The organism is Sphingomonas floccifaciens (genome assembly GCF_042681125.1).
Lineage (GTDB): Bacteria > Pseudomonadota > Alphaproteobacteria > Sphingomonadales > Sphingomonadaceae > Sphingomonas > Sphingomonas floccifaciens.
This window is the reverse complement of record NZ_JBHUFC010000002.1, coordinates 706,843-726,614: the sequence shown is the minus strand read 5'-3', so window position 1 is coordinate 726,614 and position 19,772 is coordinate 706,843. Positions and strand designations below refer to the sequence as shown.

The 19,772-nt window shown below is 66.5% G+C and carries 18 protein-coding genes and 1 riboswitch; of the genes, 7 read left to right on the top strand and 11 right to left on the bottom strand.

The window, feature by feature from the left end; translation table 11 throughout:
* The first annotated feature begins 33 nt into the window (after nucleotides 1-33).
* Nucleotides 34-1,611: an alpha-amylase family glycosyl hydrolase gene (locus tag ACFSC3_RS06225; RefSeq protein ID WP_380939524.1), complete on the top strand. Its 1,578-nt coding sequence runs from the start codon at nucleotides 34-36 to the stop codon at nucleotides 1,609-1,611.
* Entirely contained in the window at nucleotides 1,608-2,618 is a 1,011-nt protein-coding gene (locus ACFSC3_RS06220; RefSeq protein ID WP_380939523.1) for a glycosyltransferase family 4 protein, read from the top strand. The genes ACFSC3_RS06225 and ACFSC3_RS06220 overlap by 4 nt, the downstream gene beginning before the upstream one ends.
* Here the strand turns inward: ACFSC3_RS06220 and ACFSC3_RS06215 are convergent.
* Complete coding sequence (locus tag ACFSC3_RS06215) at nucleotides 2,615-3,361, bottom strand: Crp/Fnr family transcriptional regulator (RefSeq protein WP_380939522.1); 747 nt, start codon at nucleotides 3,359-3,361, stop codon at nucleotides 2,615-2,617. The two genes, ACFSC3_RS06220 and ACFSC3_RS06215, sit on opposite strands and share 4 nt — an antisense overlap.
* A gap of 356 nt (nucleotides 3,362-3,717) precedes the next feature.
* Between ACFSC3_RS06215 and ACFSC3_RS06210 the strand changes: the two genes are divergently transcribed.
* Genes ACFSC3_RS06210 through ACFSC3_RS06200 form a run of 3 tightly spaced genes read left to right on the top strand, consistent with a single transcriptional unit; the run spans nucleotide 3,718 to nucleotide 6,247 of the window.
* Nucleotides 3,718-4,296 (top strand): SRPBCC family protein, encoded by a 579-nt coding sequence (locus ACFSC3_RS06210; protein ID WP_380939521.1) that lies wholly within the window; start codon nucleotides 3,718-3,720, stop codon nucleotides 4,294-4,296.
* The gene (locus tag ACFSC3_RS06205; protein ID WP_380939520.1) at nucleotides 4,293-5,474 is read left to right on the top strand and encodes a zinc-dependent alcohol dehydrogenase; all 1,182 of its coding nucleotides are present in this window, start codon (nucleotides 4,293-4,295) and stop codon (nucleotides 5,472-5,474) included. The genes ACFSC3_RS06210 and ACFSC3_RS06205 overlap by 4 nt, the downstream gene beginning before the upstream one ends.
* A 14-nt stretch (nucleotides 5,475-5,488) precedes the next feature.
* Nucleotides 5,489-6,247: an SDR family NAD(P)-dependent oxidoreductase gene (locus ACFSC3_RS06200; protein ID WP_380939519.1), complete on the top strand. Its 759-nt coding sequence runs from the start codon at nucleotides 5,489-5,491 to the stop codon at nucleotides 6,245-6,247.
* A 134-nt stretch (nucleotides 6,248-6,381) separates the two neighbouring features.
* Here ACFSC3_RS06200 and ACFSC3_RS06195 read toward each other — a convergent pair whose 3' ends face one another.
* The 5 genes from ACFSC3_RS06195 to hutI form a co-directional block, all read right to left on the bottom strand.
* A complete protein-coding gene (locus ACFSC3_RS06195; protein ID WP_380939518.1) occupies nucleotides 6,382-6,699 on the bottom strand; it encodes a hypothetical protein in 318 nt (105 codons plus the stop codon).
* Nucleotides 6,700-6,748: 49 nt separating this feature from the next.
* On the bottom strand, nucleotides 6,749-8,404 hold the full coding sequence (gene hutU / locus ACFSC3_RS06190; RefSeq protein WP_380939517.1) for a urocanate hydratase: 1,656 nt from the start codon (nucleotides 8,402-8,404) through the stop codon (nucleotides 6,749-6,751).
* A complete protein-coding gene (hutG, locus tag ACFSC3_RS06185) occupies nucleotides 8,401-9,189 on the bottom strand; it encodes an N-formylglutamate deformylase (RefSeq protein WP_380939677.1) in 789 nt (262 codons plus the stop codon). Before hutG ends, hutU begins: the two co-directional genes overlap by 4 nt.
* Nucleotides 9,190-9,371: 182 nt before the next feature.
* The gene (gene hutH, locus ACFSC3_RS06180) at nucleotides 9,372-10,898 is read right to left on the bottom strand and encodes a histidine ammonia-lyase (protein WP_380939516.1); all 1,527 of its coding nucleotides are present in this window, start codon (nucleotides 10,896-10,898) and stop codon (nucleotides 9,372-9,374) included.
* Nucleotides 10,895-12,091 carry an imidazolonepropionase gene (hutI, locus tag ACFSC3_RS06175; RefSeq protein ID WP_380939676.1) on the bottom strand — a complete coding sequence of 399 codons (1,197 nt, stop codon included), beginning with the start codon at nucleotides 12,089-12,091 and terminating at the stop codon, nucleotides 10,895-10,897. Before hutI ends, hutH begins: the two co-directional genes overlap by 4 nt.
* Before the next feature lie 47 nt (nucleotides 12,092-12,138).
* On the opposite strand from hutI, the gene ACFSC3_RS06170 reads away from it, so the two are divergent.
* Nucleotides 12,139-13,470: a formimidoylglutamate deiminase gene (locus tag ACFSC3_RS06170; RefSeq protein WP_380939515.1), complete on the top strand. Its 1,332-nt coding sequence runs from the start codon at nucleotides 12,139-12,141 to the stop codon at nucleotides 13,468-13,470.
* Nucleotides 13,467-14,174 (top strand): histidine utilization repressor, encoded by a 708-nt coding sequence (gene hutC / locus ACFSC3_RS06165; RefSeq protein ID WP_380939514.1) that lies wholly within the window; start codon nucleotides 13,467-13,469, stop codon nucleotides 14,172-14,174. The genes ACFSC3_RS06170 and hutC overlap by 4 nt, the downstream gene beginning before the upstream one ends.
* Here the strand turns inward: hutC and ACFSC3_RS06160 are convergent.
* The 5 genes from ACFSC3_RS06160 to maiA form a co-directional block, all read right to left on the bottom strand.
* Nucleotides 14,171-14,911 (bottom strand): ABC transporter ATP-binding protein, encoded by a 741-nt coding sequence (locus ACFSC3_RS06160; RefSeq protein WP_380939513.1) that lies wholly within the window; start codon nucleotides 14,909-14,911, stop codon nucleotides 14,171-14,173. The two genes, hutC and ACFSC3_RS06160, sit on opposite strands and share 4 nt — an antisense overlap.
* Complete coding sequence (locus ACFSC3_RS06155) at nucleotides 14,908-15,882, bottom strand: FecCD family ABC transporter permease (protein WP_380939512.1); 975 nt, start codon at nucleotides 15,880-15,882, stop codon at nucleotides 14,908-14,910. Before ACFSC3_RS06155 ends, ACFSC3_RS06160 begins: the two co-directional genes overlap by 4 nt.
* A gap of 4 nt (nucleotides 15,883-15,886) precedes the next feature.
* On the bottom strand, nucleotides 15,887-16,774 hold the full coding sequence (locus ACFSC3_RS06150) for an ABC transporter substrate-binding protein (protein WP_380939511.1): 888 nt from the start codon (nucleotides 16,772-16,774) through the stop codon (nucleotides 15,887-15,889).
* Entirely contained in the window at nucleotides 16,771-18,636 is a 1,866-nt protein-coding gene (locus tag ACFSC3_RS06145) for a TonB-dependent receptor plug domain-containing protein (protein WP_380939510.1), read from the bottom strand. Before ACFSC3_RS06145 ends, ACFSC3_RS06150 begins: the two co-directional genes overlap by 4 nt.
* A 253-nt stretch (nucleotides 18,637-18,889) precedes the next feature.
* A riboswitch (cobalamin riboswitch) is annotated at nucleotides 18,890-19,074 on the bottom strand.
* Between the two features lie 18 nt (nucleotides 19,075-19,092).
* Nucleotides 19,093-19,725: a maleylacetoacetate isomerase gene (maiA, locus tag ACFSC3_RS06140; protein ID WP_380939509.1), complete on the bottom strand. Its 633-nt coding sequence runs from the start codon at nucleotides 19,723-19,725 to the stop codon at nucleotides 19,093-19,095.
* Between the last annotated feature and the right edge of the window lie 47 nt (nucleotides 19,726-19,772).

The following is a 19,772-nucleotide window of genomic DNA, read 5'->3' as shown; positions in this document are numbered from 1 at the left end:
AACTCATCCGTCCACCAAGGGTAGTCCCCCGCGATGCCAGACCCCGCCACACCGACCGCGCGCCCCTGGTGGGAGACGGGCGTCATCTACCAAATCTATCCGCGATCCTTTCAGGACTCGAACGGCGACGGCGTCGGCGATCTCGACGGGATCATCCGCCGGCTCGATCATGTCGCGTCGCTCGGCGTCGATGCGATCTGGCTGTCGCCGGTATTCCCTTCGCCGATGGACGATTTCGGTTACGACGTCGCCGACTATACCGGCATCGATCCGATGTTCGGCGATCTGGGCGACTTCGATCGGCTGCTGGCTGAGGTTCACGCCCGCGGCCTAAAGCTGATCCTCGACCATGTCCCGAACCACAGCAGCGCTCGGCACCCGTGGTTCGTCGAAAGCCGTTCATCGCGCGACAATCCCAAGCGCGACTGGTACATCTGGCGCGACCCCGCCCCCGACGGCGGACCACCCAACAATTGGATCAGCGATTTCGGCGGCTCGGCCTGGGAATGGGACGAGCGTAGCGGACAATATTATCTCCACGCCTTCCTGCCCTCGCAGCCGGACCTGAACTGGCGCAATCCCGACCTCAAACGCGCGATGTTCGACGTGCTGCGCTTCTGGCTCGACCGCGGCGTCGACGGCTTCCGGCTCGACGTGCTCTGGCACATCGTCAAGGCAGAGGGGCTGCCCGACAATCCACCCAACCCGGCCTGGACGCCGACCCAAACCGAGCGCGATCGCATGATCCAGCGCTTCTCGACCGATCAGCCGGAGGCCCACGCCATCGCCGCCGAGATGCGCGCGCTCGCCGAAAGTTACGGCGACCGTGTGCTGATCGGCGAAATCTTCCTTTCCGACGATCGCCTGGCTCGCTGGTTCGGCCCCCCCAACCGCGCGGAAGTCCACCTCCCCTTCAACTTTCACCTCGTCGAGGCATCGTGGGAAGCTGCCACGCTCGGCCGGACGATCGCCGCCTATGACGCCTCGATCCCGGCGCATGGTTGGCCCAATTGGGTTATCGGCAGTCACGACGCCGCCCGCATTGCCGCTCGCGTGGGTGAGGCTCAGGCGCGGGTCGCGGCGATGCTGTTGCTGACGCTGAGGGGCACGCCGACGCTCTATCAGGGCGACGAGATCGGAATTGGCCGCGTCGACATTCCCACTGACCGCATCCGCGACCCGCAGCATTTTCGCCAGCCGACGCTAAACATCGGCCGCGACCGATCGCGCACGCCGATGCCGTGGGATGCGAGCACCAATGCCGGCTTCACCACCGGCGACCCTTGGCTACCGCTCAACCCCGACTGGCCGACCCGCAACGTCGCCGTGCAGCAAGACGATCCGACGTCGATGCTGACTCTCTACCGCCGACTGCTCGACCTGCGCCGCAAGACTCCCGCGCTTGTCACGGGCTTGATGACGATGGTCGACGCGCCGCCGGGAGTCTTGGCCTATGACCGGATCATGGACGGCCGGCGGATTCGCGTGCTGCTCAACCTGACGGACACGACCGTGACTTGCCCCTGGCAGGGTACTGTCCTGCTCTCGACCCTCGATGGCGAGCCTGAACCGGGCAGGCTGGCACCGAACGAAGGACTGATACTCGCATGAAGATCGCGATGCTGGCCCCCATCGCGTGGCGCACACCGCCGCGCCATTACGGGCCGTGGGAGCTCGTCACCAGCCTGCTGACCGAGGCGCTCGTCGCGCGCGGCGTGGACGTGACGCTGTTCGCCACCCTCGACAGCCAGACCGCAGCCACGCTCGATGGGGTCGTCCCCGCCCCCTATTCCGAAGACCCGAGTATCGATGCCAAGGTGTGGGAATACCGACATCTCGCCCATGTCTTCGCCCAGGCCGACCGCTTCGACATCATCCACAATCAGGCGGATTTCCCCGCCCATGCCTTCGCGCCCTTCGTCGACACGCCGCTGGTGACAACCATTCACGGCTTTTCCTCCGACCGCATCCTGCCGATGTACGAGCCCTATCAGGATCGCGTCCATTACGTCGCGATCAGCGAGGCCGACCGGCATCCGGCACTGCGCTATGCCGCGACGATCCATCACGGCATTCCGATCGACGACTTCGCCTTCGACGCGAACGGCAGCGAGGATCTGCTGTTCTTCGGCCGCATCCATCCCGACAAGGGTCCGAAAGAAGCCATCGCCGCCGCGCGCGCGAGCGGCCGAGGGCTCGACATGTACGGGATCGTCCAAGACGCCGCCTATCACGACCGCGAGGTTGCGCCTGCGATCGACGGAAAGCAGATTCGCTATCACGGCGCGGTCGGAGGCGAGGCGCGCGTCCGCGCGCTCGGATCGGCGCGCGCGCTTCTCCACCTCATCAACTTCGACGAGCCGTTCGGCCTGTCCGTCATCGAAGCGATGGCCTGTGGCACGCCCGTCATCGCCACCCGCCGCGGCTCGATGCCCGAACTGATCGAGGACGGCGTCACCGGCTTTCTGGTCCAGTCACCGACCGAAGCGGTCGCCGCGATCGATCGCGCGGCCGACCTCGACCGCGCCCGCATCCGCCAAGCCATCGTCGACCGCTTCTCGGTCGAACATATGGCCGACGCCTATATCGCGCTCTACCGCTCGATCCTCGGTCGCTAAGCGATCACAGGCACCGGTGTCAGATAACCGGCATCAAATTCGGCGAATTCGCTCATGCGATGGGTGTCGACGATCCTGTAGCGATCGCCATCGCGGCGCAGGCAATTCATCGCCTCCAGCCGCCGCAGCACGCGATTGGTATGAACTGACGTCAACCCGACGCAATCGCTGAGAAATTCCTGCGTCAACCGCGGCAGGGCAGCGACCCCGGTGCGCTGCGCCACCTCGCACAGCAGGTGTGCGACGCGGGTAGCGGCTTCGCGCCGGCAATTGTTGGTCAACCACGCCCGCGAGACGGCAAGGCTCGTCTGAATTTCGCTGTAGACCGCATCGCGGATCGAGGCATGCCGCATCATCGCCGCCCGCCACGCCGCAGGCTCGAAGACTGCGACCTGCGCAGGTCCATGGGCGCCAAGACCGGTATTTCCCGGCGGCACCTGCTCCAGCCCGACGATCTCGCCGGTCAGATGTAGCGATACGACCTGCCGCGCCCCCGAGCGGACGATCGCGTGACGGTACATGACGCCCGATAGGACGACGAGCATCCGGTCTCGCAATCCGTCGAAGACACGGGCTGAGCGGCTGGTCCCGACCTCGGCGATTTGCCAGGGCAAGGCCTTCAGGGTGGCCACGGCGGCACCGTCCAGGGGGGCGTGGCGCGACAGGCGGTCGATCAGGATGGACGCGCCGTCACGCTGTTGCGCGTCGCTCGTCTGGCTGGGGAAGAGTGTGATGCTATTCATTCTTCATCGGTACGTTCCCGTCTAAGGTTCGAGCATTAACCTAAGGCAATGAAACGCATTCTCACGAAAATAAACATTAGCATACTAGCTTGCTGGGGTAATTGGACTAATCCCGTCGGCAAATCGTGTTGATCGGGGTCAACCCTTTGCGAAACGAGAGAAACTCCCGCGGCCGGGCCGTGTTGACCTGTCATTCCCGCGCTCGTCGGCGCTTTTCAGGAGGATGGCATGGGTTTGAACCCGGAACCCGAAATGGTCCGAGCAGCGTCTGACCGCCGCGCCTCGCACCCGCCCGCCATTCGATCGGGGGAGCCGGGGCGGAACGATTCGGCCACGATCGCAGCAGGATACCAGCCATGACAGATACCAGACAGGACGACGCTCCGCCGGCGACGGCCAAGGCTTCGTCGGTCACCGCCGCTGAAGCACAAGCCTTCGGCGGATCGAAGGGCGACAGCATCGCGGCCCGCGCGGTCACGATCAACAAGCCCGCGGACGAACTCTACGCCTATTGGCGCGACTTCGCGAACCTCTCAACCTTCATGGACAATGTGGTCGAGATTTCGCCTATCGATACGAAACGCTCGCACTGGGTGGTAAAGGCGCCGGGCGGCCGGACGGTCGAGTGGGATGCGATCGTCACCGAGGAACGCGATGGCCAGCTCATCGCATGGGAGTCGGCCGAGGGTGCCGACGTCGCCAACGCCGGCCGTGTCGAGTTCCGCGACGCGGGCGCACGCGGCACCGTCGTTACCGCGACGATCACCTATGACCCGCCTGCCGGCCTGATCGGCAAGGTCATCGCCAAGATGTTCCAGCGAGAACCAGCGATCCAGGCGCGCCGCGACCTGCGCCGCTTCAAGCAACTGATGGAAACCGGCGAGATCGCCACGGGCGCGCGCAACCGCGCCGAACATGAGGAACGCGACGCATGAGGGCGCTCACCTGGCACGGCAAGCACGACGTTCGCATGGACACGGTCCCGGATCCCGAGATCCTCAATCCGCGTGATGCCATCATCAAGATCACCTCGACCGCGATCTGCGGCTCGGACCTTCACCTTTATGACGCCTATATCCCGACGCTGAAGGCAGGCGACATCCTGGGCCATGAATTCATGGGCGAGGTGGTTGAGGTCGGCGCGAAGTCGACGCTGAAGAAGGGGCAGCGGGTCGTCGTGCCCTTCACCATCGCCTGCGGTAGCTGTTATCATTGCAGCAAGACGCAATTCTCCGCCTGCGACAACGGCTTGCCCGCCGACAATCAGGATATCGCGCAGGAGCTTTACGGCCAGCCGATGTCGGGCCTGTTCGGGTACAGCCACATGACCGGCGGCTATGCCGGCGGTCAGGCGGAATATGTCCGCGTGCCGTTCAGCGACGTCGGCCCGATCGTCATCCCCGACGGTATCGACGACGACAAGGTCCTGTTCCTGTCCGACATCCTGCCGACCGGATGGATGGCCGCCGAGAACGCCGATATCGAGCCGGGCGATACCGTCGCGGTGTGGGGCTGCGGCCCGGTCGGGCTGTTCGCGGTGCAGTCCGCCTTCCTGATGGGCGCGGCGCGAGTCATCGCGATCGATCACTTTCCCAACCGCCTGGCGCTCGCCAAGCAGTTCGGTGCCGAGACGATCAACTTCGAGGAAACCCAGACCTACGAAGCGCTGATGCTGATGACCGGCGGGATCGGTCCCGATGCGGTCATCGACGCCGTCGGCCTGGAGGCGCACGGTTTCTTCGTCGACAACGTCATCGACCAGATCAAGGCGTCGACCTTCCTCGGCACCGACCGCATCCATTCGATCCGCCAGGCGATCCTGGCCTGTCGCAAGGGCGGGCGTGTGTCGATGCCGGCAGTGTACGGCGGCTTCGTCGATAAATTCCCGCTGGGCGCCTTCATGGAAAAGGGGCTGACCCTGAAGACCGGTCAGACCCACGTGCAGCGCTACCTGCCCGGCCTGCTGGCGGCGATCATGGAAGGGAAGATCGACACCACCTTCCTCATCTCGCACCGCATGGACCTGGAGCAGGCGCCGGAGGGTTACAAGATGTTCCACGACCAGCAGAACGAGGTCACCAAGATCGTTCTCAAACCCGGCCTCGGCGCCTGAACAGGAGACCTGATTTGGCAAAATTCGGCATAATTACCGGCGCCTCGACCGGCATCGGCTATGAGCTCGCGAAACTGGCGGCAGCGGACGGGTACGACCTGCTGCTCGCCGCTGACACACCTTTCACCGACGTTCCGGCAGGCGCGGAGACGCTCGACGTCGATCTCTCGACCTTCGAGGGCGTCGACCGGTTACTGGAGGCTGCAAACGGCCGGACGATCGATCTGTTGTGCGCCAATGCCGGACACGGTCTCGGCCGTGCCTTCCTCGATCAGGACCCGCAGGACTGGCGGCATGTGATCGACACGAACGTTACCGGCACGACCTATCTGTTGCACACGGTCCTGAAGGACATGGTCGCGCGCAACGCCGGCAAGTTGCTGGTGACCGGTTCCATCGCCGGCTACATCCCCGGCAGCTTCCAGGCGGTTTACAATGGGTCGAAAGCGTACGTCGACAGCCTGGTCGCCGCGCTCCAGAACGAATTGAAGGATGTCGACGGCGTCACGCTCACCAACTTGATGCCGGGGCCGACCGACACCGAGTTCTTCGAACGCGCCGACATGATGGATACGGACGTCGGCACCGATCCGAAGAAGGAAGATCCTGCCGATACCGCAAAGCACGGCTGGGACGCGCTGATGTCGGGCAAGGCGAGCGTCGTGTCGGGGTTCAAGAACAAGGTTCAGGCGGCGCTGTCGGGAATCACCCCGGATTCGGTGAAAGCCGAACAGCATCGCAAGATGGCGGAGCCGGGGACGGCGGACGCCTGACCGCCGACTTTCAACTCATTCGTTCGTGCCGAGCGTGTCGAAGCACCGTACTGCGATAAGCCCGCGAGACGTTGGCGACGCGAAGAACGGTGTTTCGACGGGCTTAGCACGAACGCTTTGGTCTTTAAGTGGACTCAGTCCTCCAGCTTCTTCCGCTTGGCATCCGCCCACGTCTTTCCCTCGTCGCCGCCCCATAACAGCCACGCGATGTAGCCCGCCGACGGGTCTTTGGCATCGCCCCAGCCCTTCCCATCCTTGTCGACCGAGTGCCGCGCGAAATAGCTGTGCATCGACTTCACGTCGGCGGCGGTGACGGTCTTGCGGTCCGCCAGCTGATGGGCACGCTTCACCCCCACCTCGGTCCCGCCGCGATCGAATTTCTCGTGCAGCTTCAGCCCGCGCTTCGCATTCGCGGCCATTTTCATCGTCGGTGTGAATTCGCTGTCGGCCATCGGGGCTCTCCTTCGCCGAAGGAAAAGCCCCCCGCCCGCCCCGGTTCCGTCACAGGATGCCGGGCAGGTCGAGCCCCTGAGTGCGCGCGCACTCCCGCGCGATGTCGTAGCCCGCATCCGCATGCCGCATCACGCCGGTCGCGGGATCGTTCCACAACACCCGCTCCAACCGCTTCGCCGCCTCGGGCGTGCCATCGGCGACGATCACCATCCCCGAATGCTGCGAATAGCCCATGCCGACGCCACCGCCATGGTGCAGCGATACCCAGGTCGCGCCGCTGGCGGTATTGAGCAGCGCGTTGAGCAGCGGCCAGTCGCTGACCGCATCAGACCCGTCACGCATCGCCTCGGTCTCGCGATTTGGCGAGGCGACCGAGCCGCTGTCCAGGTGATCGCGTCCGATCACAACCGGCGCTTTCAACTCGCCCGACGCCACCATCTCGTTGAACGCCAGCCCGAGCCGATGGCGATCGCCGAGCCCGACCCAGCAGATGCGCGCCGGCAGGCCTTGGAACCTGATCCGCTCGCGCGCCATGTCGAGCCATCGGTGCAGGTGCGTGTCGTCGGGCAGCAGCTCCTTCACCTTGGCATCGGTGCGATAGATATCCTCCGGATCGCCCGACAGCGCCGCCCAGCGGAACGGCCCGACCCCACGACAGAAGAGCGGGCGAATATAGGCCGGCACGAAGCCGGGGAAATCGAAGGCGTTTGCCACGCCCTCGTCCTTCGCGACCTGGCGGATGTTATTGCCGTAATCCACCGTCGGCACGCCGGCGGCCTGGAAAGCCAGCATCGCCTTGACATGCCGCGCCATCGATGCCTTGGCGGCTTCGGCGACGGCCTCGGGGTTCTGCTCGCGCGTCGCCAGCCAACGCTCGACCGTCCACCCGGCCGGCAAATAGCCGTTGACCGGATCATGCGCGCTGGTCTGATCGGTCAGCAGGTCCGGGCGCACGCCGCGCGCCATTATCTCCGGCAACAGCTCGGCGGCGTTCCCGAGCAGCCCGACCGACGTCGGCGCGGTTGCGGTAGTTACGATCTCCAGCGCCTCGTCCAGGCTGGTCGTCGCGCGGTCGAGATATCCGGTCCGCAGCCGCATATCGATGCGGCTCTGCTGGCATTCGATCGCGAGGCACGACGCGCCCGCCATCACCGCCGCGAGCGGCTGGGCGCCACCCATGCCGCCCAGTCCGGCCGTCAGCAGCCACTTGCCCGACAGGTCGCCGCCATGATGCTGGCGACCCATCTCGACAAACGTCTCGTAGGTTCCCTGAACGATCCCCTGCGTGCCGATGTAGATCCACGACCCCGCGGTCATCTGGCCGTACATCGCCAGCCCCTTGCGATCGAGCTCGTCGAAGTGCGCCCAGTCGGCCCATTTCGGCACCAGGTTCGAATTGGCGATCAACACCCGCGGCGCGTCGGGATGCGTGCGGAACACGCCGACCGGTTTGCCGGACTGAATCAACAGCGTCTGGTCGTCCCCCAGCCGACGCAATGTCTCGACAATGCGGTCGTAGCTCTCCCAATCGCGTGCCGCCCGCCCGATCCCGCCATAGACGACCAGCTCCTCGGGCCGCTCGGCTACGTCGGGGTGCAGATTGTTCATCAGCATCCGCAAGGGCGCTTCGGTCAGCCAGCTCCTGGCGCTCAGAGTCGTGCCGGTCGCGGGCTTGATGACTCGGATGGGGTCGAGACGTGTCATGGGCGGAAATCCAGGCAGGCGGTGAGGACGGCGCGCAACATCGGCGCGATCGGGGGTTGGTCGAGCATCGGGGTCGGCCAGTTGCTCTCGTCCGGCGTGTCGGGCTCGGCCATATAGCCGCGCATCGCGAGTTCCATCTGGATCGCATGGACGCCCTGCTCGGGCCGGCCGTAATGACGCGTCGTCCAGCCGCCGCGGAACCGTCCGTCGACGATCTGGTCCGGGCCGCACGCCGTGGAGACCGCTGCGGTCAGACGAGGCGCACAGGTAGAGCCGCCGTTCGTACCGATATTGAACTGCGGCAACGCGCCATCGAACAGGCGCTGAATTCGGCTGCGGATCGAATGCGCGTCGTAGAGGACGACATGGCCGTATCGCGCATGAAGGCGCTCGATCTCGGCGGACAGGGCGGTGTGATAGGGATCGAAATAGACCGCACGGCGCCGGGCAATCTCATCGGCGTCCGGCCCTTTGGCTGGATAGAGCGGCTCGCCATCGAAGGTCGTCGTCGGACAGAGTTCGGTCGTCGCCTGCCCCGGATAGAGCGACACCCCCAACGGATCGCGGTTCACGTCGATCACGCTGCGGGAAATGGTCGTGCGGACGGTCGTCACGCCGAGATCGCGGGCGAAGGCGTAGAGCTGGTGGATGTACCAGTCGGCATCCCGTCGCGCGAGCCACGGCGACACGAACGCGTCCGCGCAATCAACGAGATCGGTCCCGGTATGCGGGAAGGCGACGATCAGGGGTGCATCGCCCCGCTCGACCTCGATCCTCCCCGGCACGGGGAGGGGAAGTGGCAGGTCGAACGCGCCCTGGGCGTTCGAGGATCGTCCGGGGGACGATCCGACCTGCCACTCGACGCGAAGCGGCGTGGTGGAGGGGGCGGGCCGCGAGGGATTCACGTGGGGAGAGCCCCCTCCACCGTGCTCCGCACGGTCCCCCTCCCCGTCCCGGGGAGGATTGCTCACGCGCAAACTCCCGGGAGATTTACCCCGATCCCCTCGACCAAAGCCCCCGACCGCACCAACGCTGTCGCCGACGCGATATCCGGATGGAAGTGCCGGTCCTCATCCAGCGTCGACACCTGCCCACGCAGGCACGCCCGCGCTCGCTCCAGTGCATCCGACGATCGCAGCGGCGCGTGGAAGTCGCACCCCTGCGCAGCCGCCAACAACTCGATCCCGACGACGGCCTGCGCATTCGCCGCCATTTCCAGTAACCGCCGCGCACCATGCGCCGCCATCGACACATGATCCTCCTGATTGGCGGAGGTCGGGATCGAATCCACGCTCGCCGGATAGGCGCGCTGCTTGTTCTCGCTGACCAGCGCCGCCGCCGTCACCTGCGGGATCATGAAACCCGAATTCAGCCCCGGCCGCGGCGTCAGGAACGCCGGCAGGCCCGACAGCGCCGGGTCGACCAGCATCGCGATGCGACGTTCGGAAATGCTGCCGATCTCGCAGATCGCCAGTGCGATCATGTCGGCGGCGAAGGCGACAGGCTCGGCGTGGAAATTGCCGCCCGACAGGGCTTCGTCGGTGTCGGCGAAGATCAGCGGGTTGTCGCTGACACCGTTCGCCTCGACCTCCAGCGTGTGCCCGGCCTGACGGAGCACGTCGAGCGCCGCGCCCATCACCTGCGGCTGGCACCGCAGGCAATAGGGGTCCTGCACGCGCGGGTCGTCCTCGCGATGGCTCGCCCGGATTGCCGATCCCGCCATCAGCCCGCGCAGCGCGTCGCCGACCTCTGTCTGGCCGGCATGGCCGCGCAGGCGGTGGATGCGGTGGTCGAACGGCGCGTCGGAGCCCTTGGCGGCTTCGGTGGACAGGGCGCCGGTGATCAGTGCGGCCTGGAACACAGTTTCCGCCTCGAACAACGCGGCCAGCGCATTCGCCGTTGAGAATTGCGTTCCGTTGAGGAGGGCAAGTCCCTCCTTCGGCCCCAGTTCCAGCGGAGTCAGACCCACCTTCGCCAAACCGTCGGCCGCCGGAACGATGCGACCGGCGATATCGATCTCGCCGACCCCGCTCATCACCGCCGCCATGTGCGACAAGGGGGCCAGGTCGCCACTCGCCCCGACCGACCCCTGACAGGGGATCACCGGCAGCGCATCGGCAGCGAGCAGCGCCTCGATCATCACGACGGTCGCGGGCCGGACGCCCGACGCGCCCATGCCGAAGCTCGCCAGCTTCAGCGCCATCATCAACCGAACGATCGCGCGCGGACTCGGCGCGCCAACACCGGCGGCGTGGCTGAGCACGATGTTACGCTGGAGCGTCGCGAGATCGTCGGCTTCGATCCGCACGCTCGCCAGCTTTCCGAAGCCGGTATTGATCCCATAGACCGGACGCCCCAGCGCGACGATCCGTTCGACCGACGCCGCGCTGGCCGCGATCGCGTCACGACAGCTTTCATGCAGCGCCACGGGCTCGCCACGATAGACGGCGCGCCAGTCGGAAAGGGTTGCGGTACCGGGGGTAAGGACGATCATCGGCCGTTCCGAATGCGTTGGTGGAGAGGGTTGAAGCCGATCCGGTAGACCAGCTCGGCGAGCCGCTCGATGTCCCAGATCGCGAGATCGCAGGCCTTGCCGGCCTCCAGTGTGCCGATCGTGTCGCTCAGGCCGAGGGCACGTGCCGCGTTGACGGTGACGCCGCGCAGGCATTCATCGACGGTCAGGCGGAAAAAGGTCGCCGCCATGTTCATCGCGAGCAGGATCGACGTCAGCGGCGACGTGCCCGGATTACAATCGGTCGCGACAGCGATCGGGACGCCGGCGCTGCGCAACGCGTCGACCGGCGGCAGCTTGGTCTCCCGCGTGAAATAGAAGGCACCCGGCAGTAATGTCGCCACCGTCCCACTCGCCGCCATCGCCGCGATCCCAGCGTCGTCGAGCCATTCCAGATGGTCTGCCGACAGGGCACCATGCTGCGCGGCAATTTTAGCGCCGTGCAGGTTGGACAGCTGTTCAGCGTGGAGCTTGATCGGCAAGCCGTGCCGCCGGGCAGCCGCGAACACGCGCGCGACCTGAGCGGCCGAAAAGCCGATGCCCTCGCAAAAGGCATCGACCGCATCGGCCAAGCCGGCCTCGGCCACAGCCGGGATCATCTCGTCGCAGACAAGCGCGATATAGCCATCGGGGTCCCCGGCCCATTCGAGCGGCAGGGCATGCGCACCGAGGAACGTCGTCGTCACCCGCACGTCGCGCTGAACCCCAAGCGCTCGCGCTGCTCGCAGGGATTTCAATTCGTCGGCGGTTGACAGTCCATAGCCCGACTTAACCTCAACCGTCGTCACACCCTCTGCGATCAGCGCATCGAGCCGCGGGAGTGCGGTGTCGACGAGTGCTTCCTCGCTAGACGCCCGTGTCGCGCGCATCGTCGACACGATGCCGCCGCCCGCGCGGGCGATCTCCTCATAGCTCGTGCCGGCCAGTCGCTGCTCGAATTCGGCCGCGCGATCACCGCCGTAGATGAGGTGCGTATGGCAATCGATCAGGCCTGGAGTGATCCACCGCCCCTCGCAATCGACCACGGAGGCGGGTTCCAGTTCGACGCCGGTCTCCGGCCCCGCATAGACGATCCGACCGCCCTGCTGCGCCACGACGCCACTGTCGACAACGCCGAGTCCGTCGCCGACCATCGTCGTGAGTCGAGCGTTTCGCCATAGGGTATCGCAGCGCATGGCCAGTGACTTTGCATGCCCCATCTTTAATGTATAGACATTATCGTATGCCGACTTTCTTCTTTGACCGCTGGCTCAGTCCGTCCGAATGGGAGCAAGCGGTGCGCATCACCGTGACCGACGGTCGCATCGTCGATGCCATCCCCAACGCGACGCGCGAGTCCGGCGATGAGCATCACGCGATCGCCCTCCCCGGCCTGCCCAACCTCCACAGTCACGCCTTTCAGCGCGGCATGGCCGGGCTTGCCGAACATGCGGAAGGGTCGGTCGACAGCTTCTGGACGTGGCGGGAGGCAATGTATCGCTTCGTCGACCGTCTGACGCCCGACGACCTCCACGCCATCGCCGCCATGGCGCAGGTCGAGATGCTGGAGGGCGGCTTCACCCGCGTCGGCGAGTTCCACTATCTGCACCACGCGCCGGACGGCACGCCTTATGCCGACCCGGCAGCGATGGCGGTGGCACTTGCAGCGGCGGCGGGGGAGACGGGGATCGGCCTTACGCTGCTGCCGGTTTATTATGCGCAGTCGGGCTTTGGCGGCGCGGCACCTACGCATGGACAGCGGCGGTTCGTTTATGGCCTCGACGGCTTCGCCCGCCTGCTCGACGCAAGTATCTCGGCCGTGTCGCCGCTGCCCGACGCCGTTGTCGGCGTCGCCCCACACAGTTTGCGCGCGGTAACGCCGACCGACTTGGCCACCCTGCCGACACTGACGACTGGCCCCGTCCATATCCATGTCGCCGAACAGATGAAGGAAGTCGACGACTGCATCGCCTGGTCTGGCGCAAGGCCTGTCGAATGGCTTCTCGACCATGCCGATGTCGACCCGCGCTGGTGCCTGGTTCACGCCACCCACATGACCGAGATCGAGACCGAACGCGCCGCAAGGACTGGCGCTGTCGCCGGGCTCTGTCCGATCACCGAGGCCAACCTTGGCGACGGGATTTTCCCGGCCGTCGAATGGCAGGCGGCCGGGGGGCGGTTCGGGATCGGATCGGACTCGAACATGCTGATCGACGCGACCGAGGAACTGCGCCTGCTCGACTATGGCCAGCGTCTGACGCGGCGGGTACGCAATCCGCTGGCCGGGCGGGGTTCGAGTGGTGCTCGGCTCTATCGCGACGCCCTCGCCGGCGGCACACAGGCGCTCGCGGCTCCGGGAGACGCCGCCGACTTCATGACGCTTGACCCGAACCACCCCGCCCTTGTGGGACGTGACGGAGACGCTCTGCTCGATGCGCTCGTCTTCGCCGCCGGTCGCGGCGCGATCGACGGTGTCTGGCGACGGGGGCGACAGGTCGTCGCAGGCGGGCGGCACGTCTCTCGCGACCGCATCGCCGAGCGCTATCGCGTCACGCTCTCCCGGCTGCTGGCATGACGCCGCTCCATGACCGTATCCGGCGCGATCTGGAACGCGACATCCTCGCCGGGACACGGGCTCCGGGGTCACGCATTCCCGTCGAGCATGAGCTGATGGCCGAATACGCCTGTTCGCGAATGACCGTCAGCAAGGCACTGGCGGCCCTCGCCGCGGACGGCTTTATCGAGCGTCGCAAGCGTGCCGGCAGCTTCGTTGCACGGCCGCGGGTCCATTCGATGGTGCTCGACATCCCCGACCTCGCTGTCGAAGTCCGCAACCGCGGCCAGACCTATGCCTTCCGCCTCGACAGCCGCGCGATCCGCGCCGCCGACACTGCGGATGCCGTCGCAACCGAAATGGCGCGCGGCGGCGCGCTGCTGCACCTCAGCGGAACCCATCTCGCCGATGGGATACCGCTCGCGATCGAGGACCGGCTGATCGCGCTGGTTGCCGTGCCGGACGCGCAGGCCGCAGACTTTTCCGTGACATCGCCCGGCGCATGGCTGCTTGAGCATGTTGCCTGGACGGAGGCGGAAAGTCGCATCGCTGCGATCGGTGCCGACACCGCGACCGCGCGCCGGCTCCAGATCGCCGGCAACACCGCCTGCCTGGCGATCGACCGCCGCACATGGCGCGGCGGGGAACCGATCACCTATGTCCGCCAGATCTTCGTCGGCGCCGCTTACGACCTGTCGGCACGCTTCGGCCCGGCGGCGCGCTAAACGGGGCCGATCACCGTGACGCCGTCCGCCGTCACCCGAGCTTCAACACCGTAGACCGCTGCGATCGTCGCCGCCGTCATCGTCTCCGCGACCGATCCATCGGCGACGATCCAACCATCCATCATCCAGATCAGGCGATCGGCATAGCGCGCAGCAAGGTCGAGGTCATGGAGCACGACCAGCGCCCCGCCCCCACCCGCGACGAACTGCGAAAGCAACGCCATCACGCGGTGCTGGTGCCGCGGATCGAGCGAGGCGACGGGTTCGTCGGCGATCAGGAGCGGCGCCTCGGCCGCAAGTGCGCGGGCGAGGTGCATCCGCGCCGCCTCCCCGCCCGATAACGTATCGGCGGCACGATTGGCGAGATGACCCAGATCGCAGGCATCGATGGCGCGCTCGACCGCCGCCGCATCGGTCGATCCCAAACGCCCCGCCGAGCCATGCGCGAACCGGCCCAGCGCAACGATGTCCCGCACTCGTGCCGGCCAGGCGACCGGTCGCGTTTGCGGCAAATAGGCTACTTGCCGCGCGCGCTCCGCCGGGGAGAGTTTCGCGACCGGCTTCCCGTCGATCTCCACGCGCCCGCCATCGAGCGTCGATAATCCGAGAAGCAGTCGCAGCAGCGTCGTCTTACCCGCACCATTCGGCCCAAGCAGCGCCACGAGCTCACCCGGCGCGACACTCAGCGAAGCTTCGGCTATGATATCGCCGTACCGCAAACCCTCGGCCCGGATCATGCCCCCCGCCTCCGCGCCGCGATGACGACGAACAAGGGCGCACCGACCAGCGCGGCGACGACGCCCAGCCGCAATTCGGCGGTGGTCGGGATCAGGCGGACGCCGATATCGGCAACCACCAGGAACAGTCCGGCCAGCAACCCGGACGGCAGCAGGCTGCGCGCTGGGTCGTGACCGACCCACGGCCGGACGAGATGCGGGGCGACGATGCCGACGAAGCCGATCGCGCCGGCCAGCGCCACCGACGCGCCGGTCGCCAGCCCTGCGCCCAACACGACCGCGATCCGCTGGCGACGCAAATTCAGGCCGATACCGGCGGCCGCCTCTTCGCCCAGCGTCAGCGCCGAGAGCCCCCGCCGCGTCGCGATCAACAGCCCGACGCCGATAGCCATGAACGGCAGCGTGCCCGTAATCTCGGCGAAGCTGCGGTTGGCGACGGATCCCAAAGTCCAATTGATCATGTCGGCCAGGCTGAACGGATCGGGCGCGAGGTTCAGAAGCAGCGCCATGATCGCTCCGGCAAAGCTCGACAGACCCACACCGATCAGGATCAGCGTCGCGACCGAGGTCGTGCGCAGCGCGACGCTTGCGATCAGCGCCGTCGCCGCCAACGCGCCGAAGATCGACGCCGCGGGCAGCGCAACAGCCGACGTGCCGACGAAGCCGTAATAGAGTGCGACCGTCGCGGCGAGGGTCGCGCAGGCGGAGACGCCGAGCACCCCTGGCTCAGCCAATGGGTTGCGCAATAGCCCCTGCAATGCCGCACCGCTGATGCCGAGCGCGGCACCGGCCAGGAAAGCGGCAAGCGCGCGTGGCAGGCGGATCATCCAGACGACGATGTCGTCGCCCGGGAGGCCCTGGCCGGCGAGCGCGGCGAGCAGGCGATCGACCGGAAGCTGGGTGGAGCCGAGGAAGCAGGCGGCGATGATCGCGGCGAGGCTTGCGGTTGCGAGGGCTAGGGACAATTTCACGCGTTCACCTTTCGCCGCCCTCACCCTTCCCTCTCCCATTGGGAGAGGGAGGGAGGCGCGTAGCTCCGGAAGGGTGAGGGTGAGCAATCCGAGAAAGACGCTCCACAGCATCCAACACAAACCACCCCCCACAGGCCGTCCAGGCCCCGGGCAGTTCCGCCGTCGGCACGCCCCGCAGCGCCCGCCCCACCACCGGGTGCGCCGCGGCGCTCCACGGATCGGGCCGGTTCCACCGCGTGTCGAAGAACGCTGCCGCGACCACGTCGGGTCGCGCATAGGCCAGTTGCTCCAAGGGCAACGGCCCCCAACCGGCCGCAGTCTGGAAGTTTACCAGCCCGCCCGCGCGCAACATCTCATCGACGATCGATCCCGGCCCCGTCGTCACCCCCCCCGGCGTCACATAGAGCGCAGACCTACCCGTCGCCGCGCGTTTCAGCCTCGCCAGCCGCGCGTCGAACGCCGCCGCCATGGCCTCGCCTTCAGCCCGCTCGCCAAGCCCGGTCGCGGTGTCGACCAGCACCTTGCGAATGCTCGCCAGATCGGCGGCATAACCGAGTTGCAGCACCGGCACGCCAGCCCGCGCGAACAACGCCGCCGCGTTCGGCCCGCCACCATAGCTGCGGACGATGAGGTCGGGCTTGAGCAGCAGGACGTCCTCCGCCTGCGGCCGCACCTGTCGCACACCCTGCGCCGCCGCCCGCATGTAGGAGAATTCGGCCGCCGCATCGGGCGAGACCGCAGCGATGCGATCGCGCCCGACCAGCTTCAGCACATACTGGTCGGCGCAATAATCCAGGCTGACGATGCGCATCGGCCGCCCGGAGCGCACGGGCGTGGAAGCAGGAACGCATCCAGCCACCAGCACCGACAGCATCGCCAGCCAGCGGATCACAGCTTCAGTCTCACCCCGCCGTACGCCGCACGCCGCGGCGTGCCGTAGAGGTAGACCGTCTCATACGCCTCGTCGAACAGGTTCTCGACACGGCCGAACACCTCGAAGCGGTCGCCGATCGGCAGGCTCGCGCGCAGATCGACCAGCACATAGCCGTCCAGCCGCACGCTGTTCGTCGCGTTTTCGAAGCTGTCGCCGACGTGCGTGATCGTCGCTCCGGTCGATAGGCCGAACGCCCACCGATAGTCCGCGACCATATTGACGCTCTCGCTCGGTCGGCGGGCCAAGACGCGCCCGGTGTCGCGGTTCTTCGCGTCCAGATAGGCGTAGGCGAAGGCCACGCGAAGCGGCTCGACCGGCTGGAGGACCAGCGTAGCCTCGACCCCTTCGGCCCGCGTGCGGCGGATGTTGTCATAGGTGCCGAACGGCCGGTTGACACAGATCGCGCTGGTCACGCCGAAACAGGACACGAAATCGATCTGATTGCGGGTGTCGCGGTGGAAATAGGTCGCCTGGACCTGCACAGCGTCGCCCAGCAGCCGCTGCGTGACGCCGGCATCCCAGCTGTTGGCGCGCTCCGGCACCAGCCGCTGGTTCCCGTAATCGCCGAACAATTGGTACAGCGACGGCGCGCCGAAGCCCTCTCCATAGCTGGCGCGGAACACGGTGCGTCCATCGTTTGGGCTCAGCACGACGTTGCCCGCGGCCGTTGTCTCGCCACCGAAGCGGCTGTGGTCGTCGTGGCGCACGCCGCCGGTCAGGGCGACGCCCCTGACCGGGGTCAACGTCAGTTCGCCATAGACGCTCTTGATAAGCGCACGTGCTCGCGATGCGGTGCCGAAGCTGAGAGCGTCGAACCGCGACCGCTCGCTCTCCGCACCGATCGTTGCCTGGACGATGCCGGTCTGGATCACGCCCTGATATTCGAAGCGGCGGTTCAGGCCGCGTGAATCGAAGGTCGCCGGTCCCGTCGCTCCGAAATTGGCGCGGTCGATGCGGCTATAAGCCACACCCAGTCGATTGCGGAATGCGCCGTCGAACAGCGCCAGCCGCGCGCCGGCGTAACCGCTGAGCTCCTTGTTGTACGAATAATCGGCGGTGTCGGCCAGCGCGAAGGTCGGGGCCGGGAAGCCGTCGAGGTCGATCTTCGCGTCCGAGTAGCGCCCGCGCGCCTCAAGCGAGAAACCATCGGTCAGGTCGACCGCCAGCTTTCCGTTCGCGCCATACTGACGATAGCCGTCCCGCTCGCGTCCGCCGCGGGCTTCGTTGAAGGCGGAAAAACCGTCGGTGCGGAAATATTGGCCGCCCAGGCTGGCCGAGACCGGACCGAGCTTGCCCGAAGCATTGGCAGTCGTGTTGACCGTGTCGCGCCAGCCATACTCGCCCTTGGCGACGAACTCGCGATCGTCGCTCGGCGCGCGGGTGATGACGTTGACCACTCCGCCGATCGCGCGGCTGCCCCAGATGACGCTCTGCGCGCCGCGGACGACTTCGATGCGGTCAATGTTACCGACCAGCAGGTTGCCGAAGTCATAGCCGCCGCCCGGACTCGCCGGATCGTCAAGCTTGACGCCGTCGACCAGCAGCAGCGTCTGCTGCGGATCGGCGCCGCGGATGTTGACCGATGCGACGGTGCCGATGCCGCCCGCGCGGGTGAAGCTGACACCGGGCACCGTGCGAAGGAGATCGACGACGGCCTGGGACTGCCGCGCCGCGATCTCGGTGGAGTCGATGACGGTGACCGACTGGCCGACCTGATCGACCGGCCGTTCGGTGCGGTTTGCGGTGACGACGACGTCATCGCCCTGAACCAAGGTGGTCTGCGCGGCGGCCGGCGTCGAAAGTAGCGCAGCGGTCGCCAAAAATACCGCTCGGGCTGAGCCTGTCGAAGCCCTGCCCTTTCTCGCGAAGAAGAACAGCACTTCGACAAGCTCAGTGCAAACGGAGGAGGAAATCTTGGTCACGAAACAATCCTCACCCGCACGGCGTCGAACCGAACGGGACCAGCAACGACATATCAGGCCCGCCCTCCCGCACGGGAGGACGCGACTATGGCCACATGGCTGTCGTTACGAAGGGATCATTCCCCGACGCGCATGGCTGGACCCGGCCGGGCGGCGAACGACGCGATGGCAGGTCTCCTGGCTTGCCGATCATCACCTTCGGGCCGTCTTCCCGGAAGCGGATGCTTCCAGTGACATGTTGACCCTCGGCTCCCGGCTTACAGTTGCGGGCACAGCGCCGGATTTGCACCGGCTTCCCTCTTCGCCCTCACGGGCACCATCTGCGGCGGCAACTAGGCGTGCTGCACTGCGGCGTCAATCCGTCGCGTGCGGGTGGCGGCTCGGATGCGCGGCCGCGAAGGCGGGGTGATCGTTCGCCCGTCCGACGATAGCGGCCAGCTTGGGATAGGGAGAGGTATCCAGCGCAAAACGCTCAGCGTTATACCACTGCGGTACCAGGCAGATATCAGCGAGTCCCGGCGTCTCGCCGGACAGATACGGCGCGTCGGCCATTGCCTCCAGCGCAGTGAACCCTTCCGCGATCCAATGCCGAACCCACGCATCGATCGCCGGCTGCTCCGCCCCGAAATCCCCTTTCAGCGCCTTCAGGATCCGCAGGTTGTTGACCGGATGGATGTCCATCGCGATCGTGTACGCCATCGCCCGCACCCGCGCCCGCCCGGTCGGGTCGAAAGGGAGGAAGCCCGGCTCCGGGTGCGTCTCGTCCAGCCATTCCAGGATCGCCAGGCTCTGGGTCAGAACGACGCCATCATGCTCGATTGCCGGCACAAGCCCTTGAGGAGACAGGATTCGATAGCTAGGCAGCTTTTGTTCGCCCGCCCTCAAGTCGAGCGAAACCGATTCAAAGCCTAGCCCTTTCAGGTTCAGCCCGATACGAACGCGATAGGCAGCCGACGACCGCCAATAGTCGTGAAGAATCATGGTCATTTCCCCAAGCATCCCACATCCGTCCACCGTCCGCCAGCAGACAGATC